General features: G+C 37.2%; 15 protein-coding genes, 1 riboswitch and 1 other annotated feature. All 15 genes read right to left on the bottom strand.

Features of this window, described 5'->3' with window-relative positions; genetic code table 11:
• Window positions 1-115: 115 nt before the first annotated feature.
• Complete coding sequence (locus ACQKNX_RS10945) at window positions 116-517, bottom strand: hypothetical protein (protein WP_427428894.1); 402 nt, start codon at window positions 515-517, stop codon at window positions 116-118.
• A gap of 100 nt (window positions 518-617) precedes the next feature.
• Window positions 618-719, bottom strand: a riboswitch (cyclic di-GMP riboswitch).
• Window positions 720-842: 123 nt separating this feature from the next.
• Window positions 843-3,488 (bottom strand): valine--tRNA ligase, encoded by a 2,646-nt coding sequence (locus ACQKNX_RS10950; RefSeq protein WP_427428895.1) that lies wholly within the window; start codon window positions 3,486-3,488, stop codon window positions 843-845.
• Between the two features lie 178 nt (window positions 3,489-3,666).
• Window positions 3,667-3,990, bottom strand: a binding site (T-box leader).
• Window positions 3,991-4,266: 276 nt separating this feature from the next.
• A complete protein-coding gene (locus ACQKNX_RS10955) occupies window positions 4,267-5,028 on the bottom strand; it encodes a valyl-tRNA synthetase (protein WP_427428896.1) in 762 nt (253 codons plus the stop codon).
• 654 nt (window positions 5,029-5,682) lie between these two features.
• Window positions 5,683-6,129, bottom strand: coding sequence for a CoxG family protein (locus ACQKNX_RS10960; RefSeq protein ID WP_427428897.1), 447 nt, complete (start codon window positions 6,127-6,129; stop codon window positions 5,683-5,685).
• A 118-nt stretch (window positions 6,130-6,247) separates the two neighbouring features.
• Entirely contained in the window at window positions 6,248-7,540 is a 1,293-nt protein-coding gene (gene hemL / locus ACQKNX_RS10965; RefSeq protein ID WP_427428898.1) for a glutamate-1-semialdehyde 2,1-aminomutase, read from the bottom strand.
• Window positions 7,541-8,521: a porphobilinogen synthase gene (gene hemB, locus ACQKNX_RS10970; RefSeq protein WP_427428899.1), complete on the bottom strand. Its 981-nt coding sequence runs from the start codon at window positions 8,519-8,521 to the stop codon at window positions 7,541-7,543. It lies immediately after the preceding gene.
• Complete coding sequence (locus ACQKNX_RS10975; RefSeq protein ID WP_427428900.1) at window positions 8,518-9,279, bottom strand: uroporphyrinogen-III synthase; 762 nt, start codon at window positions 9,277-9,279, stop codon at window positions 8,518-8,520. The genes hemB and ACQKNX_RS10975 overlap by 4 nt, the downstream gene beginning before the upstream one ends.
• On the bottom strand, window positions 9,269-10,201 hold the full coding sequence (hemC, locus tag ACQKNX_RS10980; RefSeq protein WP_427428901.1) for a hydroxymethylbilane synthase: 933 nt from the start codon (window positions 10,199-10,201) through the stop codon (window positions 9,269-9,271). The genes ACQKNX_RS10975 and hemC overlap by 11 nt, the downstream gene beginning before the upstream one ends.
• Window positions 10,202-10,219: 18 nt before the next feature.
• Window positions 10,220-11,047, bottom strand: coding sequence for a cytochrome c biogenesis protein CcsA (gene ccsA, locus ACQKNX_RS10985; protein WP_427428902.1), 828 nt, complete (start codon window positions 11,045-11,047; stop codon window positions 10,220-10,222).
• 222 nt (window positions 11,048-11,269) lie between these two features.
• A complete protein-coding gene (gene hemA, locus ACQKNX_RS10990) occupies window positions 11,270-12,634 on the bottom strand; it encodes a glutamyl-tRNA reductase (RefSeq protein ID WP_427428903.1) in 1,365 nt (454 codons plus the stop codon).
• Between the two features lie 345 nt (window positions 12,635-12,979).
• Window positions 12,980-15,907 (bottom strand): VWA domain-containing protein, encoded by a 2,928-nt coding sequence (locus tag ACQKNX_RS10995; RefSeq protein WP_427428904.1) that lies wholly within the window; start codon window positions 15,905-15,907, stop codon window positions 12,980-12,982.
• A gap of 17 nt (window positions 15,908-15,924) precedes the next feature.
• Window positions 15,925-17,373 (bottom strand): S-layer homology domain-containing protein, encoded by a 1,449-nt coding sequence (locus ACQKNX_RS11000; RefSeq protein ID WP_427428905.1) that lies wholly within the window; start codon window positions 17,371-17,373, stop codon window positions 15,925-15,927.
• 80 nt (window positions 17,374-17,453) lie between these two features.
• Entirely contained in the window at window positions 17,454-19,106 is a 1,653-nt protein-coding gene (locus ACQKNX_RS11005) for a hypothetical protein (RefSeq protein ID WP_427428906.1), read from the bottom strand.
• Window positions 19,107-19,272: 166 nt separating this feature from the next.
• The gene (locus tag ACQKNX_RS11010; protein ID WP_172772228.1) at window positions 19,273-19,446 is read right to left on the bottom strand and encodes a YjfB family protein; all 174 of its coding nucleotides are present in this window, start codon (window positions 19,444-19,446) and stop codon (window positions 19,273-19,275) included.
• A 208-nt stretch (window positions 19,447-19,654) separates the two neighbouring features.
• Window positions 19,655-20,236: a ribosome biogenesis GTP-binding protein YihA/YsxC gene (gene yihA / locus ACQKNX_RS11015; protein ID WP_340823298.1), complete on the bottom strand. Its 582-nt coding sequence runs from the start codon at window positions 20,234-20,236 to the stop codon at window positions 19,655-19,657.
• Window positions 20,237-20,240 lie beyond the last annotated feature (4 nt).

A 20,240-nucleotide genomic window follows, 5' to 3' on the forward strand; every position in this document is an offset into this window, starting at 1 on the left:
TAAAGGGTGCCAGGCACACAAACAATTCAGACACAATTTTAAAAACACACAGAAAAGCACTTTAGGAGTGCTCATCTGTGTGTTTTCAACTAGTATATTTCAAATAAACAGCAAATTAATGTAATTGATGGACACCTAATAGCGCACCCATATCATCTAAAATAATTTTTGCATCATTATTCAAAAGTGGCAAAACATCCGATCTTTGCACTAATTCAAACGAGTTCTTTAATGTTCTTTTCAACATCGAAATATCAAAGTTTGAACAATACTCATTAATCTTATTAATAACTAGTAAATCTGTACGTGTTAATGTTTTCTTCACTTCATTTTGTCCATTGCTATTCGCTAAAACATGTTTAATAAGAACGCGCCCACTTGCGTTTAATAAGCGATAGTATTTCGCTTCCGATAGCTTTAGTAGATTTGCCTCTATCAGCCCTCTTGCATTAACAAAATCTGAATCATCACAGGCTTTGTTCACCTTCACAACTACTGTTCCAATATTTCCAGACATGATAAACCTCCATTTTTATTTTTCATAACTTTTTCATACCAAAGAAAAAAGCCATTCTAATCAACATAGAATAGCCATAAGATTAAATGACATTACTTTAAATGGTAACCAGGCAATCGTAGTTGAAAGAATACAATTCTCTCTTCACCTTAGACCCTAGGCTTTGCGCCCTAACCTTTCGGATAGTTTACCTTATCTATTATACTAACTACATTGTATAATACTATACATTTTTTCCTAACTCAACACATATCTTTTGGCTCACAAAACGAAAAACAGCAGATGACTTTTTCGCCATCTGCTGTTACTATCATTCACTATGTTATTACATATTTTTTAGTTCTTCTAAACGTTTTAATACAACGGCATGTTTTTCTTCATAGTCCGCTAATTTTTCGCGTTCTGCGTTGACCAACGCCTCTGGCGCTTTTGAAACAAATTTTTCATTTGACAGCTTACCAGTTACGAGCTTCACTTCTTTAGCCCATTTTTCTAATTCTTTTTCAAGACGAGCAATCTCTTCTTCCAGGTTGATAAGTCCCACAAGTGGTAAGAATAGCTCTGCCCCTGTTACTACAGCAGTCATAGACTGTCCTGGAGCCTCTAAGCCTTCACCAATTGTTAATGACTCTGGATTACAGAATTTTTCTAAATAGCCTTTATTGGCTTCAAGAATGGCAACCGTAGCAGCATCCTTAGCAGAAATGTATAATGGTACTTTTTTGCTCATTGCTGTGTTAACTTCCGCACGAATATTGCGCACTGAACGTATAATATCCATAAGAAGCTTCATATTGTCTGCTTCCTCTGCAAAGTGAAGGTCTGTGCGTACAGTTGGCCATGCTGCAACTGTAATCGACTCACCTTCATGTGGTAAGTGTTGCCAAATTTCTTCTGTAATGAATGGCATAAGCGGATGTAATAGACGCATTGTTTGGTCTAGTACATAAGCTAATATAGAGCGAGTCGTTTTCTTAGCAGCTTCGTCTTCACCATTCATTGGTAATTTCGCCATTTCAATATACCAAGAACAGAAATCATCCCAAATGAAGTTATATAGTTCACGACCTACTTCACCGAATTCATAGCGTTCTGCTAATGATGTTACACGTTCAATCGTTTCATTTAAACGAGTCAGAATCCACTTATCAGCCACTGATTTTTCACCAGTCAAGTCGATTTCATCATACGTCATACCATCCATGTTCATTAATGCAAAACGAGAAGCATTCCAAATTTTATTAGCAAAATTCCAAACAGACTCTACTTTTTCAGTTGTATAACGTAAATCTTGACCCGGAGAAGAGCCTGTTGCTAAGAAATAACGAAGTGAATCAGCACCGTATTTCTCAATAACATCCATAGGATCCACACCATTACCAAGTGATTTACTCATCTTACGTCCTTCACCATCACGTACTAATCCATGGATTAATACATCTTTGAATGGGCGTTGTTCTGTAAATTCAATTCCTTGGAATATCATACGAGAAACCCAGAAGAAAATAATATCATAGCCCGTTACAAGCGTACTTGTTGGATAGTAGCGTTGATATTCTTCATTTGCCTCGTCTGGCCAACCCATTGTAGAAAATGGCCATAGTGCAGATGAGAACCATGTATCTAATACATCTTCATCTTGTGTCCAATTTTCTACATCAGCAGGAGCTTCTTTCCCTACGTAAATCTCGCCTGTTTCATTGTGATACCAGGCAGGAATTTGGTGTCCCCACCATAATTGGCGAGAGATACACCAGTCACGGATATTCTCCATCCAACGAGAATATGTGTTTTCAAAACGTGATGGAACGAAATTCACTTTACCTTCCTCGTCTTTTTGAAGCTCTAAAGAGGCATCTGCCAGTGGTTGCATTTTAACGAACCATTGTGCTGATAGGTAAGGCTCTACAACCGCTCCAGAACGTTCAGAGTGCCCTACAGAGTGCATATGCTCTTCAATGTTGATTAAGACACCCGCTTCTTGTAAATCTGCTACGATTTGTTTACGACATTCAAAACGATCCATGCCATTGTATTTACCAGCAAGCTCATTCATTGTGCCATCTTCGTTCATAACAAGAATTCGTTCTAAGTTATGACGGTTACCAACTTCAAAGTCGTTCGGGTCATGGGCTGGAGTCATTTTTACAACGCCTGTACCGAATTCCATATCAACGTAATCATCTGCTACGATTGGAATTTCACGGCCCACAATTGGTAAAATAACTGTTTTACCAATTAAGTGTTGATAACGCTCATCTTTCGGGTGAACTGCTACACCAGAGTCACCAAGCATTGTTTCAGGGCGTGTTGTTGCAACTTCCACATAGCCCGAGCCATCCGCTAACGGGTATTTCATATGGTAGAATGCACCTTGAACATCTTGATAGATTACTTCAATATCCGATAAGGCTGTTTTCGCTGCTGGGTCCCAGTTAATAATACGCTCACCGCGATAAATTAAGCCTTTCTCATATAATTGAACGAAAACCGTTTTAACAGCATCTGATAGCCCTGTATCGAGTGTGAAACGTTCACGAGAGTAGTCTAATGCAAGGCCAAGCTTCGCCCATTGTGAGCGAATGTGCCCAGCATACTCTTCTTTCCACTCCCAAGTTTTTTCTAGGAATTTTTCACGTCCTAAATCATAACGTGTAATATTATCCTCACGCAGTTTTGCTTCTACTTTTGCTTGAGTTGCAATACCTGCATGGTCCATTCCTGGTAACCAAAGTGCATCATAACCTTGCATGCGCTTCATACGGATTAAAATATCTTGTAGCGTTGTATCCCATGCGTGACCAAGGTGTAATTTACCTGTTACGTTTGGTGGTGGAATTACGATGGAATATGGTTCCTTTCCGCTTTTAGGTTGTGCTTCGAAAAATTTACCTTGTAACCACCATTCATAGCGACCCGTTTCAATTGATTGTGGATCATATTTCGTTGGCATTGAAATGTTTTCTGTCATATTGTCTCCTCCTGTTGGTAAATAATTTTGACCTACGTCAGCTTTGGCAAACTAGATAACCACCCGTCTTGATTTTTCAGTGTATTCACACCGAATAAATCCGTGACAATTGCACGTGGCTTATTCGCTAATTAAATGCATACATCTTTTTAGCAAATAAAAAAACTCCTATCGTCAACAAAAGGACGAAGGAGTTTAAGTTCGCGGTACCACCTTTAATTCCAGCATTTTAAGATTAGTACTCTTACACACCACTATTTGTCATTTAATAAGTGCTCTAAATGCCCTTATCATCTCGAAATAATGATTCATGCTTGATTTACTTAAGCTTATTACAGCTGGCTCTCAATTCGTTAACGGTGTTTAACCGGCTTTAACTACTACTAGTTCACTAAAGCTGCTCGAGGGCTACGTTCAATTACGCACAAATAGAAACTTTTCAGCTACCGTTTCCTCTCTATAAATGCACAAATAATCTACTCTTCCCTGTCATAGCATCCATATTCGATTTTACACATTGTACCGCAAATTCATGTATTTTTTCAAGTGATTTCGTCAATTTCAGCTAGTCTTAAAAAGTAAATAGAAAAAGGAAGTGACTATTCATATGCGACGACGTAAGTATAACCCTTGGCTTTTACCACCTTGGCTACGACAATTCCGATTTTATTGTAGAACAATTATTGTACCGATTTGTGGTTTTCAGTTTATACGTGTCATAATCATCCCAACTTCTGGCGACCTTATCATCTTATTACTTTTACTGCTTCTATGCTATTTACTTTTGAAAGATGTCATTTGATACACGAACTTTGAGTGGTGTATAGCCTTCTGTTAAATCCCATATCATCGTCGGCACTTCATGCCATGAACTTGATTCTCGCACAGCAGTAAGGCTTGAAGACTCTCTAAGGACGATTCTTTGCTCGGCAGGTGCCGATTGTTTAGATTTTGAAGTAGCTGCACTAGCTTCTACAGTTGTCGGTTGCTTTACTTGAACAGATTGCGCAACAAATGCAGGCTCTTCCATCACATCATGCGTTGGTGCTTCTACAAGCTTTTCTTCTAAAGCATCGACGTGTTCGACTACTGGCACCGATTCGCTAAACGTACTTGTCACTGTCCATTCTAATTGGCACTTTTGATTGGTAAGTATCGGACGAATGTCTTTTACCATTAAGTCCTCAATCGATGCCTCTTTTGGTAAATCAACATTTAATGGGACCGCATACTCAAAATAACCTGTGTCTCCTTGAACATCAAGCGCATCAATACTTATTAAGTCTTCAGCATCCATGAAAGTTTGCATGTCTTGAAAATCAAAGCGTACATGCGCTGTAATATGATAAATACCATTTAATCTTAAAGAATCTTCTAATTGCATTGACTGCCATTGTGGCTTTATCTGTACAGCAGCAATTTCTGTTGGGCAACCGTACCCCGGAAAACAAAATGTCTCTCGCATATTCCAAGTTTTCTTTTCGATAATAATCCCTCCCTTTGCATCATATGAATTGCAATTGGAATGTATGCTAGCCATTCTATAACTAGCATGTTTGATTTCATACAAAAAGCATGCCTGAGAGAATCAGGCATGCTCAGCTTGTCGACAAAAGGGATTAAGAATAGAAATCTTAATCCCCTTTGTTGTTTTTATTGTGAAAAATAGGTTCTTACTTTCGTCTTGCCATACTCGAGCATCCCCTCTCTATGAAGCTATTTGCCATGTCCAAGTAGCAATTATAGTAGACTGCTAGCAATACATAAAAGTTGATTGGAGTGGAGGGCGGGCGACTCCTGCTCAGAACGCACAGTACGTAAGACGCAACAGACTTCGCGTTAGCGAGGGGTGCGGCTTACGATGTGCCCGCGGAAAGCGCCCGACCGTAGCGGAAATTAACGGCAGTAGACCTCTAAATTTATTTAATGATTAAAGCAGACGACTATCCAATATAATCATAAGTGCGATAATTGTACTGTATTTTAACTTTTCCCTTCGAAAGAGCGTGTTGACACTAGTTGATCGGAGTGGAGGGTGTGCCCGCGGAAAGCGCCCGCCCGTAACGGAAATCAACGGCAGTAGTCATCCCCTTTATTAGTTTTAAATAAAAAAAGACTATAGACAAACTCGAAAATCTTCCAGTTTGTCTATAGTCTGAACCATGCCTGAGAGAATCAGGCATGCTATTTTTACTTAAACGTTAACCATTTTAATTTTATTTGCTACACGATCAGTTAAAACTTGGGTAGCTTTTGGAACGATTGGCTTAAAGATAGGGTTTAAAATAGGACCAGCTAAGCCCCCTGCTGTTACTTCTAAAAAGCCTGTCATTTTTGTATTGTCTGCATCAATGCTTTCAGCAAGGAAATAACCGTTTCCTGTGAAATTATCTGATAACCCTTTTAAATTGAACGTTACTTTTGATGGTGCTGTCCACTCTAAAATTGTAATTTCTACTTCAACTGTTTTTTTCAGTACACCAACATTACCTTTAAATGTCCATGTAGATTGCTTATCATCTATCATTGTATGTGCATTATAGCCTGGGACAAGCTTTGCCCATTTTTCCATATCGCTAACAAATTCCCATACATGCTCGATTGCTACGGGTACTTCTACTGAATGTGTGCCTGTTGCCATTTTAATTCACTACTTTCTATTATGAATAGTTTTATTATAAACTAAAACGCCCACAATTTGGCTATGCTGAAAGTTTTAATTTTAATAAAAAAAGCCACCCTAAATGGATGGCTTTATGTTATTTTGCTAATTGTTCAAACACTTTATGGAAGGCTGCGACAGTTTTCGCAATATGCTCTTCTGTATGTGCAGTCGAAATAAATAATCCTTCAAATTGTGAAGGTGGTAAGAAAATACCTTCCTCTGCCATTAAGCGGAAATATTCCGCAAATAATTGTAAGTCAGACGTTTTTGCTGAAGCAAAATCTATTACTTCTTCATTCGTAAAGAAGAAACCAATCATAGAACCTGCACGATTAACAGTATGTGGAATATTGTATTTTGTAGCAGCTGCACGGAAACCTTCCTCTAATTGATCTCCTAATTTTTTAAAATACTCATAGGAGTTTGCATCAAGGCGTGATAAAGTTTCATAGCCTGCTGTCATTGCTAATGGATTACCTGATAGTGTGCCAGCTTGATAAATTGGCCCAGCTGGTGCTACTTGCTCCATAATTTCCTTTTTACCAGCAAACGCACCTACAGGCAGACCGCCACCAATTACTTTTCCTAGCGTTGTCATATCAGGTGTCACACCAAAATAACCTTGAGCACAGCCATAGTCAACTCGGAAGCCCGTCATTACTTCATCAAAGATTAACAATGCACCATGTTTAGTTGTTAACTCACGTAAACCTTCGAGGAAACCTGGTTGCGGCGGTACAACGCCCATATTACCTGCCACTGGTTCAACGATTACTGCAGCAAGCTCTGCACCAAATTTTTCGAATACTTGTTGAGCACCTTCTAAATCATTGTAGGCAACCGTTAATGTATTACGAGCAATATCCGCTGGTACACCAGGGCTATCAGGTAAGCCTAATGTTGCTACACCTGAGCCAGCTTTAATAAGTAATGAGTCACCATGACCATGATATGATCCTTCAAATTTCAAAATTTTATCGCGTCCTGTTACACCGCGCGCTACACGTAATGCAGACATCGTTGCCTCTGTTCCAGATGATACAAAGCGAATCATCTCCATACCAGGCAGACGATCCAATACTAATTTAGCTAATCGATTTTCTGTATAACTAGGTGCTCCAAATGAAGAGCCTTTTGCTGCAGTTTCAGCAATTGCTTTTACAACGTCTGGATGAGTATGACCTAAAATTAAAGGACCCCATGATAATACGTAGTCGATATATTCATTGCCATCAATGTCTTTAATAATTGCACCGTGACCAGATTCCATAAATATTGGGTCCATGTTCACAGATTTAAATGCACGAACTGGACTACTAACCCCACCTGGCATTAAGTTAATAGCTTCTGCATATGCTTGCTTTGATTTTTCATAAGAACGCGCCATTTATTTCTCCTCCAACCAACGTGCTACATCTTTAGCATGATATGTGATAATTAAATCAGAGCCTGCTCGCTTCATGCCTAGCAATGTTTCAAGCACGACTTTTTTCTCTTCAATCCAGCCATTAATAGCTGCAGCTTTAATCATTGCATATTCACCAGATACGTTATAGGCAACAATCGGTAATGTATAGTTATTTTTCATATCTCGAATAATATCTAAATAGCTAAGAGCTGGTTTCACGATTAAGAAATCTGCACCTTCTTCGATATCAGACTCTGCCTCACGGAATGCTTCCATACGATTTGAAGGGTCCATTTGGTACGATTTACGATCCCCAAATTGCGGTGCACCATCAGCGGCATCACGGAAAGGACCATAGTAGCTTGATGCATATTTTACGGCATATGACATAATCGGTACATTTTCAAATCCAGCTTCGTCAAGACCAGTACGTATTGCAGCAACAAAGCCATCCATCATATTCGATGGCGCAATAATATCTGCCCCTGCTTGTGCTTGTGATACAGCAGTGCGTGCTAAAACATCAAGAGAAGCGTCATTTAAAATCTGATTACCCTCGATTAAGCCACAATGACCATGGTCTGTAAATTCACAAAGGCATGTATCTGCAATAACTAAAAGATCTGGATGACGTTCTTTAATAAGGCGCGTAGCTTCTTGTACAATGCCATGATCATGGAAAGCACCCGTACCAACCGCATCTTTTTCCGCTGGTAAACCGAATAAAATAACAGAAGGTATACCTAAAGCAACAACTTCATCAACTTCAGCACCTAGGTTATCTAATGAAAATTGAAAAACACCTGGCATAGACTGAACTTCATTTTTAATATTTTCGCCTTCAATAACGAAAATCGGATAAATTAAGTCCTCTTTGTGTAAATAAGTTTCTTTTACCATAGATCGAATCGTTGCATTTGCGCGTAAACGACGATGTCTTTGAAATTGTAAATTTGTCATTTTCTTTCCTCTACTTTCGTTAATTCCTCGATGACTGCTTGCATCGTATAAACACTCGGCTTAATGTCTACAGCAGCACCGTGGTTTAAAATAGCTGCTTCTGTAATATGACCGATTGCTGCCACACGTACCTTTTCCCAACCAACGATTGATGCTATATCCATTGCATATACATCTACAGCTGAAGGACTTGCAAATATTACTGTGACGTCTGCATGCTCCTGAATACAATCAATAATTACTTGTTTTTGGTCGTGGCGCTCAATCGTTTCATAAACGGTCCATTCTTTGAGTTTAAAGGGCAAACCTTCCTTTAACGTTTTTTTCGCTTTTTCTCCACGAATAAATAAACAAGTTGGATTGTCCCCTGCAATAATTGGAAACTCTTTAACAAATATATCAGCACTAAATACTGAAGGCATGAAGCTAACTTGAAATCCTAACTTTTCTAATGCCTCGGTAGTTTTAGTTCCAATAGATGCAATTTTCCCTTGAAAATGACTTGCACGTAAATGACTGCGATCCATCTTCTTAGCAAAAGCATCTACCGCATTTTGACTCGTAAAGATTAGCCAGTTAAATTGACGCGCACATTCTAAATGCACGCCATCATTTATATCGATAATTTCGCAAGTTTCTATCAATGGGGCAAAAACTGCCTGACCACCTAAAGAGGAAATATCTTCTACAACTGTTGCTGTTTTAGATGTTCCTGTTAAAACGATTGTTTTACCCTGTAAAGGTAAACTATTGTGCATCTTGCTCTGCCTTCACACGTTGAATTAAATCATAGGCACCTTGCTTCGTTAACATCTCAGCAAGTTCTTTGCCAATTGTTTCGGCATCAATACCATTTACAGTCTCTTTATAGATTACAGATGCATCTGGTGCAGCAACTAAACCTGTAAGTGTAATTTCTTCCCCATTAAGCTTTGCATACCCTGCGATAGGCACTTGGCAACCGCCATCCATAGCTGCTAAGAAAGCACGTTCTGCATGTGCCTCTTGCCATGTAGCATTATCAGTTAATTTTGCTAGTTCAGCTAATAATTCAGCGTCATCTTTACGGCATTCAATACCTAAAGAACCTTGCGCTACTGCTGGCAGGCAATTTTCAACTGATAAAAATTCTGTTACGACATCATCGCTCCAGCCAAGTCGTTTTAACCCTGCAGCAGCTAAAATAATTGCATCATATTCTTCTGTTTCAAGTTTTGCTAAACGTGTATCTACATTCCCACGAATCCATTTTATTTCAATATCTGGACGCATCGTTAAGAGTTGAGCGCTACGTCGAAGAGAACTTGTCCCGACTATCGCTCCTGCAGGAAGATCTGCAAACTTCACATGACCTTTAGAAATAAATGCATCACGCGCATCTTCACGTGGTGGAATACAACCAATGACTAAACCTTCAGGTAGTACCGCAGGCATATCTTTCATAGAATGAACAGCAAAGTCAATTTCCTTATCAAAAAGTGCCTGTTCAATTTCTTTTACAAAAAGCCCTTTACCGCCAACTTTAGAAAGTTGAACGTCTAAAATTTGATCGCCTTTTGTCACAATTTCTTTTACTTCAAATTCAAACGGCGCACCTGCTGCCTTTAGCTCATTGATGAACCAATTTGTTTGCGTTAATGCTAATTTACTTCTCCTAGAACCTACAATAATTTTTCTCAACAGTCTCCAACCTTTCTTCTAATACCATAAATGGAATCGAGATAAGCTACTCCCTAAAAAGAAGTTTACAACAACTAATAAATATGCATAGATATGTACCCACGCATAATTAGTACCTGTCAGCTTACTTTTACGATTCACATATAAAATACAGCAATATAATACTAAAATGATAAAGGACCCTATTATCTTCGCATCAAAGATAGATAAACTCTCTAATCTTAATAATGCCCATTCAAACCCTAAAATTAAACTTATGAATAGCATTGGAATACCAATAAAAAATGATATGTTCATCCAATTGCTCGTTTGCTGTAGTGACGGCAAACGTGTCCATAGTTGTGACCACTTTTTCTTTTTTAGTAAACGATATAAGATTAAATACAATATCGCAAACACAAAAGTTAACGTAAAAGCCGCATACGATAAGATCGCAAATGAAATATGGATAAAGAGCATTTCTGAAATTAAAGTCTCTCCTACTGCACCCGTCGGTCTTTTCGGCATAAATGTGAATATAGTAGCAAATACAAATCCTAATATATTGATAATAAATACTGGTAAATCGACTCTCGCTATACAATGGAGAATAATCGACAGTGATACAAGTAACCAAGAATAGAAAAGAATCCCCTCATATAAGGATAAAATCGGGAATCGTTTTGTTTCTACAAAAGTTAAAATAATAATGGCACTTTGAATTACCCATACAAATGAAACAAGCCAAAAAGCAATTCGCCTTGTTTGTACTTGCTTATAAAAGTAATCAGTAAAGTAAAACACTAGACTGATCGCGTACAAGACGATCATTACTTCATAGAGCCTTGTCATTGTCAAATCAGCCAATGGACATCCCTTCTTTATATCAAAAAGTGCTAAAGTTACTATAAACAGTATCCCAGCCTAAAAAAAGACGTTTTCGTATCTTTAGTTTACCATACAGATACGAAAACGCCTCATGTAATTTCAAGTTCGCACACGTCAGCAAAACTACGCAATTAGCGCTATTGCTACATGACTCACATCGTGAATCTCAAGCGATTGTGGAGCTCGAATGTCTAGACATATCTAGAAAGAATACTTTGGTTCGGTAGGTGTTTGCGATGACTGTAAACGTTCTTTACGCTCAAGCTCTTGCTTGCTCATCATATCTACTTCTACTTCCACAGCATCTTCAATGCCAAAAATTTGTTGGAATAAACGTAACTGTTCATTTGCTTTTGATGAATTTGCCATTTCTTTAGCTTGTAAGATAGGCTCTTTTAACAATTGATTAATAATTGATTTTGTATGCTTGCTTAAAATCTTACGTTCACGATCCGTTAACTCTGGCATTTTATTTTCAATACTGATCATTGTTTCTTCTTGAATTTGATTTGCTTTTTTACGTAAAGCCGAGATAACTGGCACGACACCTAGCGTTGCAAACCAATCTTTAAATTGTACAACTTCTTTATCAATCATTTGTGTAATTTCTGCTGCTGCACGTTCACGCTCTGCTAAGTTTGCTTCTACAATACCTTGCAAATCATCGATATCATATAAGAAAACGTTTGGTAAGTCTCCAACACGCGGATCAATATCACGTGGTACCGCAATATCTACCATAAATAATGGTTTACCTTTACGTAAACGTTCAACAAGTTGCATTAATTCATAATCAATAACAAAATCTGTTGCACCTGTAGACGTAATTAAAATGTCCGCTTCAAGTAACGAGCATTGTAATTCCCTCATTGATTTTGCTTCGCCTTGGAATTTAGCAGCTAAAGTCTCTGCTTTTTCAAACGTACGGTTAATAACCGTTACTTTTCCTACGCCATTGCCATATAAATTTTCAATGGCAAGTTCGCCCATTTTACCTGCACCTAAAATAGCAACATGCTTGCGCTGTAAAGATCCAAAAATTTTCTTTGCTAATTCTACTGCTGCATATGAAACAGATACCGCATTCTCTCCGATAGCTGTTTCGCTATGTGCTCGCTTCGCAAATGTGACTGCTTGTTTAAATAACTGATTGTAGACCGTACCTGTCGTCCCAATCTCTTGTCCATTTAAGAAGCTTTTCTTCACTTGTCCTAAAATTTGAGTTTCACCAAGTACCATTGAATCAATTCCAGCTGTTACTTTAAACAAATGCTCTAATGCCTCATCTTCTTCTCGAATTGTTAAATAAGAAGAAAAAGTCTCCACAGGCAAGTTAAACCAATCTGCTAAAAATTGCTTTACATAGTGTCGGCCAGTATGCAATTGATCAACTACTGCATATATTTCTGTCCGATTACACGTCGAAACTATGACGTTTTCCAATATACTTTTTTGTTTTTGCAGCGCTTCCATTGCTTGTGGTAGCTCGCTCTCTATGAAAGATAGCTTTTCACGAATTTCAACTGGCGCTGATTTATAATTCAAGCCTACTACGATGGTATGCATGAATAACACCTCACACGTTCTAATTCACAAATCTCATTATAGCACAGTTCGACAATAGTTCATCTATAATTTGTGAACATGTCATGAAGAACTATAATTCATTTTCTACATTAGAATTATTATAAACTAAGTTTAACAAATTATACTGTCTGTTTCAAATTTAAAAACTGGACGCAAATATGCAGTAGCATCTTGTGTCGAAAATAAGAAAAATACAGTTGATGGTGAAGGTTTAAATAGAAATGAGCTCTACTTCACAACACAATAAAAATAGACTGTAGACGACTCAAAAAATCATTTGAGTTCATCTACAGTCTAGAATCGCTCTATATAAGAGCAGTGTTTTTAATTTGTAATTTTCACAGTTTGCTGCGAAATTACATTTCCGTCTTTATCATATGCTAGAAACTCGATGTCGCCATTAACTTTAAAGTCATACATAGTTTGTACATTTTTAGTCAACATAAACACACTATCACTACGCTTTTTAAGTTCAAATTGAACATCCCCGCTAACAGAAGAATAACGAACAATGACATTTGCAACATTTGAACAATTACCATCAATTCTTGCATTCATAGTAATATAACCTTTTCGTAATGTTACTTCCGCTTCTTCAAATAAGTCCTCAGGATTAATACAACTTGAAGGCGAAGTTTTACATAAAATCGAATCAATTATTTTTTGAGCAACCTGATGGAATTGTAAATTATCAATAGCATGATAGTAAATACCACCAGTTTCCGTAGCTATTTGTGTAAGGATTGCCTCATTGATTTGATTTTTCTTGCCCATACTTACAGTGTAAATTTTAATGCCTTTCTTTTTCGCATCATTGATTACTTTTGTCATTTTTGTTTTGCTTGTTTTACCATCAGACACAACAACAATGGACTTAGAAGTTTTTGTATCGTTCGAGAATTTAGTTAGAGCCAACTCTATACCCGCAAAGATATCTGTAGCACCTTTATCCGTCGATGTACGATATAAATCTTTCTTTAAGACATTTTCGGTGCTGCCCTCACCCAATAAGTTTGCACTTGTATTCGTTTCAATCACAATATTGTTTTTCGCTTTTATTTGATTAATCAGTTCCATCATTTTTGTACCACGATAATTCGTTTGGTCAATTCGTTTCATAGAGGATGAGTAATCAACTACATATGCGACTTCAGTTGCTAATGTACATGCATTTTTACTAAAGTAAGGATTTGTGAAAATTTCTTTCGTAATCGTTTTATCCGTAAGAGACTTCAATATTGTTGCATAACGTGGATCAATTTTATTGACGAGTGTTGCTTCTATTTTAGACTTGCCATAAATGATTGAGTCAAAATAAGCGACCGCAGTTCCAGGACCACCTGTATTATTCAAATAATCCGAAGTATTCGTGACGAAGGAAGCTGTTTTCTCAACACCATCAAATTTGATTTTTACAGTTCCTTGATAGTCGGTAATAATTTCTCCACCTGGACTCACTAACGTCACCATTACTTGTGTATATCTGTCCTTACCATTTGGCCTTGCGGCAGCGTCAGCACTTTCTTTTAACGCCTCTACACGTTTCTTATATGCTTCTACTTGTCCTAGTAATTTACCACCTTGGTATTTCAATAATACTGTACGCTCATAATTACTTAGGCTCGTTAAAATTGCATAAATTTTCATCACACTATCATAATGCTCTAATGTCAAATTCTTTTCTTCCGGCATATATTTTGGACTCATTAATTGAATGATTGCACCAACCGGATTGATGTTTTCAACTTGTGACGCAATATTATCATCGATTCCTTGGATGCGATAAATCGGACGACCATCTTCAGAAATCATATACATAATCTCAGTCTTAGCTGGCGTCGTCACTGAGTCTTTTAGTCGATCATTCAGTATTTTTTCAAATAAATATACCGAAATATTGTAGTTTTCAAATTGTAAAATTGCATTTTCATATCCGAGTGCTGGATACTTCGGATCTGAGCCACCATATTGTAAGTAGATATTTTCTACTTGACCAAGGGCATTTGTAACATTCGTTCGTTGCCCAATGCTGAATTTCTTTTCATCTGCATCCGGTTTTAACGGTACAGGACCATATACATCAATCAAATTTTCTGTGAAAAACTCAGGTGGCTTTTCATATTGTACATATGGTGGTGTTACACTTCCGTTATCATCCGTGTTCGTTGGGTCATACACTTTAAAATCAATGCGTAATTCTGGCTGTGGTAAGTAACGAACGTGTGCATTTATTTTTTCTCCAACAAGACATTTCATGCTAGGATCTGTATTGTTAATAAGCTCAAAAGTAATCGTATCACGCACTGATTTCGTTAACTTTTTCGCTTTAACAAATGCTGTTACTGTTGAGCCGTCAGATTGTACATTACGAACAGCTTCCCCAGCTGCATTTACAATATCCGCTCCATTTGAAGAAGTCACACGGAACGTATATGACTTATCATCGGCAATAGGGTCACCATTACATGCCTTTAAAGATACAGTAATTGGCGTCATATCCTCACCATTCGCAATTAAATCTGGTTTTTCAATTTCAATACTTTGTAATGCATTATTAACATAGTCGGGACCAGTAAAATCATTTTCATTATCCTTTGGTTCTTCAAACTCACCACTATTAGAGCCCATAAAACCTGCTGGCAAAGTAATTTTATCATTATCACGTCCTGCTGCAGATCGTTTCAATCCTTGTACAGCAAAGGAATTATTTTGCACAATACGATATAAGAACTCAGCTGCATCGCCGCGAGATAGTTTCGTAGAAGGATTAAAATCAGCAAATGTTTTTTTTCCAGTATTACCAGTTGAAATATCATTTGTATATAAATATTGTACAGCTTGTGGCTCATCCAAATCTAAACCTTGAAATGCAGCATAGATACGTGCAAAATGACCTCTAGTTATAGATTTTGAACGATTCGCCATGACATGTGTTCCATCAAACGGTAAATACAAATCACTATAAAAATTATAAGCAACGTTCTCGTTATAAGATAACGCATAGTTTTTATCAAGCTTAGCAAACATTGTTACTAGCTCTCGCTCAGTTACTTGTTCGTTTGGTAAAAAGTTATTCGCACTATTTAACGATAGTAAATCGTTATCGACAGCCCATGAGATAGCTTTGTATTTACTATTAGATGTTGGTACATCTTGAATCGTTGTAGCAGCCAGTGTGACTGATGGTGTTAAAGTCATAAAGGCTAGTACAAAACAGGCTAGTAATAGCAATGCTTTTTTCGCATACTTCATTCATTTCAATCCTTTCATTAGTTAAAGAATAAAATATCATCTCGATAGTTTTGTTTTAAATCATTTTCTAAATAGTTTAAGAATCGTTCAAGCACAACAGATGCTTGTGCACGCGTTAACGGTTGGTTTGGATTAAAACGCCCAGTTACTGGGTCGCCTGTCATTAGACCAAGCTCATTGACGATATAAATTCCGTCTCTTGAATAGTCTGGAATTTGAGCATCATCTTTAAATTCCGTAACATAGCCAGGTTCTGGTGCTTTATTTTCAAGCCCTAATGCACGTACAAATATTGCAGCTGCTTGCGCACGTGTAATCGCATTATCAGGTTTAAAATAATCTGGTGTCACACCTTTAATAATGCCTTTATTTACTGCTGATTCAATATATGGATAATCTTTAACAGTACGCTTAACATCCTTAAAGACACTTGTGGATGTTTTTTTTGTATTCTTTTCTTCCATTACACGGAGATCGACTGCTTTCCCAATCGCTATTGTAAAGTCAATTCGCTTCATCGGTGTGTTTGGTGAAAAGAAATTACTTGTATCTGAATAGATTCCTAAAGAATATAATTTCTCGATAGCACTTTTAGCATAATGATTAGATAAATCTCGGAACTTCGGAATTATAAGACGTTCAATTGTTGGCGTAAATTCAGTATCCAAATCAACTTTACCTTTTTTACCAGAAGCTAAGTCATACGTATATTCTGAGATTACGTCTTTCTCACTAACGACCGCATAGCCCCCATCGAAGCTAGCTAAACTACCTGGGTTTTCCTCATAATTGAGGACACGTGATTTACTAGTTGATAAACGGTTTTTCACATGGCTAGTTGTACCATCACTGTACGTATAAATAGATTCTGTAATTTGCGTTTCAGTTGCACCCCAGAAATTTTCGTAGCCTGCATGACGACTATCAGTATCTATCGTTACCGTATTTGTTTTTGCATTTTTTCCTGAGCCAGTTTGATAGGTATATGTTTTTCTTGAAATAACATTGCCTGAAAAATAATCAGAAGCTGCACGGTTATCCGTTACTGTACCTTGTGAAAATTGATAGTCTGCTAATGTATACGTAATTTTTCCATCAACAATTTTTTCAGAGTATTTTTTGACAACCCCATTGGATGTTTTTTGCCCAATCGTATCATAATTAACAACATCAGATTCATAAGCAATATTTCTTGTTAATGTCGCCCCATTACTTGCTGTTAGTTTTAAATTATATGTTTCTGTTAATTTACCTTTTGTTTCTTTTTGTGTAATCTTAATATCTTTACTCGTACCTTTAAAAATAATTGGTGTTCCAGTAATGAACACTGCTTCTTCATATGTATATTCATTTTTTACAGCACCTGTTGTTTCCACCGATGCAGCGGAGGCATCTACTAGAATACTTGTCCCCAAAACGAACACCATTAGAATGGCTAACATTACTTTATATAAATGGTTTCGCATCTGTTCTTTTCCCCTCTCTTTCTTCCCATGCATATGCACAGATGAAGCTATCTCGTATTGTAGAGATAGCTTCTATCTTGTTAATCAACTAAAATGAAATGTGCTTTTACAAATCGGTCAGATAATACGACTAAACGATCAGAAGGATTCAAATCAGATGGTTGAATGACTTTCCCTGCTTTAATCAGCGTAGCTTGATCAATATTCATATCAACCATTTGGCCAGCTTCATACCAACGGCCATTTTGCCATTGACTCACACTTTTCACATTAATAGTAGCTGGATATGTCGATTTTACTGACTGTAGTTTACCGACTAGCATTAGTGGGGCAACAGGTTTAGCATTATCTAACATGTGAAGAGCCTGAACATGCCCATTGTTTACATAGAAGTAACCATAATCGCCTTCCGATAAATACAGTTCAATATCTGGCATTACGCTGTACGTTTTATTACCATCGTCTACCATTGCTTTTGTTGTATTACTAACAGATAGTACGGTACTAGCTGTTTTTTTGAAAACATTTGATTCAATCTTCATTGCATCATCAATTTCAATTAAGTAGCCATCTGCTTGTGCTAAACGGCCATAATATAATTCATGCGAAGCTAAATTTGGTGACATAAAGCTATCACTTGTAACTTCTACTACTTGCGCATAATGATCGCGAGCAGTACCGTCTGTAATGACAAATGCTGTTCCATATGCCAATAATCCTGTTGGTTGAATAAAACGACCATTTCGAATTAAAATTGACCCATCATGGAAGTACAGCGTACCAGCAGTTTTAAGTTTTAATAATTGATAATCTGTATCGACTGCAATCATCGGCTCGTAGTACGTACGTTCATTGTTTTTCAACACGACAATCTTTTCAATAACTTCTTTACCAAATTGCTTCACCGTTGCGTAATATGCTTCACTGCCAATATAATTTTTCAATTGGCCCTTTTCAATTTTCGTATTCCCAACGTAAATTGGTACCTTTGTTGAAAAATTCATCGTTGAAAGAGCAGTTGTTGACGCTGAGCCAAATTGCCAGTTCACAAAGGCATTTTGATTTTTTACTGTTAATTTGTTCGCATTGATATTAACTGCTTGAATTTCACCTTTGTATAAATTTTCAACTAATGTCCCAGTCTCACTAATATCTACTTTTGTGACAATCGATGTACTTTTATTTTTTAAATTAAGCTTTACACGATCACCTACATACATCCCACTAATATCTACCGATGAAGAACCCTTTTGAAAAGCAGTATCCTTATTCAAATAATATGTAGTTTCTTTTCCAATATCCGGCTTCACTATTATGAACAAACCTTTTGGGTCGATGCTTGTGATTACACCAGCAATTATTCTAGGATTTTGAGCAACTGTCGTTGATTCTTCAGTAGTATTGGAAGTACCGCGGAGCTCAACCACACTACGAAGGTTAATTTCAGCCTCTACTTTCATGCCCATCTTAAAGCCCTCAATCGTAGTTTCAGTGTTATTAATGTACAGGCGGGCATTATTGTTAATATTGTATGTTACTTGACGGCCACTAGCATTTTCTAATGTAATTTTACTAAGCTGCCTTTCTACTTCCCCGTTTGAATTCGTATATTCTGAATAGGTTACATCAACGAAGGTTCCTGTTACTAACTGTGCGGCATGGACAGTCGGTAGTGATGGCAAACTAAGTGCCATTAACAACAGGACAATCAATATGTATGGAATCTTCTTCAATAATTCCCGCCTCCTTAAAAAATTGTTATTTATAAATAGTATATCGTATTATTGGTAGTTTTTCTTATTCAAAAAGTTACATTTTAACGTGTTTTAATATTTTTTTGAATCTACCATTAGACATAAAGATAGAGGTAGCTTCCAACTTCAAGCTACCTTGCCATCATCATACTTGGATGTCAATTGTATGTCCAGCTGTTGGATGTGGAGCATCTAGCATCTCAACTAGCTGTTCAGTATTTTGCTGTTGCATTTCCATTGCTTGCTTTGTAACAGCTAAAGATACATTTTGCATTAGATTAGATTGATGCATTGCGATTGATAAAGCTGCGATATCCATTTTAGTCCACCTCCTATTTAATTTATCGGCTAAACTTGCCATTCATCAAGTAATTTCCTCATATTTATCCATAACTTTCAGACTAGCAGCAGAACAGCTTATTCACTCCTTTTCATACAAAGAGAGCAAAAAAATATTGTGTATCGTTCAAAAATTAAGCAATAAAAAAACATCTACTGTGCTCCTAAACGCAATAGATGTTTTTTGATTACATTTTATTTTCAATCGTGCGCCAAGCTTCTTCAAAACCGATACCCTTTTCAGAAGAGAACACAATAAGTGGATCATTTTTATCCATATCTAGAGTTTCCTTGACAACTTTTTTGTGCTTATCCCATTTACCTTTTGGAATTTTATCTGCCTTCGTTGCAATGACAATACAAGGGATATTGTAATGTTTTAAAAAGTCATACATCATTCGATCATCAGCAGTTGGAGGATGACGTAAATCAACAATTTGAACTACCGCTTTTAATTCTTCACGGCCAGTGATGTAACGTTCAATCATTTTCCCCCATGCTTCACGCTCTGTTTTTGAGACTTTGGCATAACCATATCCCGGAACATCGACGAAAAACAGCTGTTCTTCAATTTTGTAAAAATTTAGCGTTTGTGTCTTCCCAGGTTTAGAAGAAATACGTGCTAACGCCTTACGCCCAATCATACGGTTAATAAATGATGACTTCCCAACGTTTGAGCGACCTGCTAATGCAAACTCTGGCAGTCCATCTTCTGGGTATTGGTCCGGTCTTACTGCACTTATGACCATTTCGACATTATGGACTTTCATTTCC

The sequence above is a fragment of the Lysinibacillus sp. NPDC093712 genome (assembly GCF_050280025.1).
Classification (GTDB): domain Bacteria; phylum Bacillota; class Bacilli; order Bacillales_A; family Planococcaceae; genus Lysinibacillus.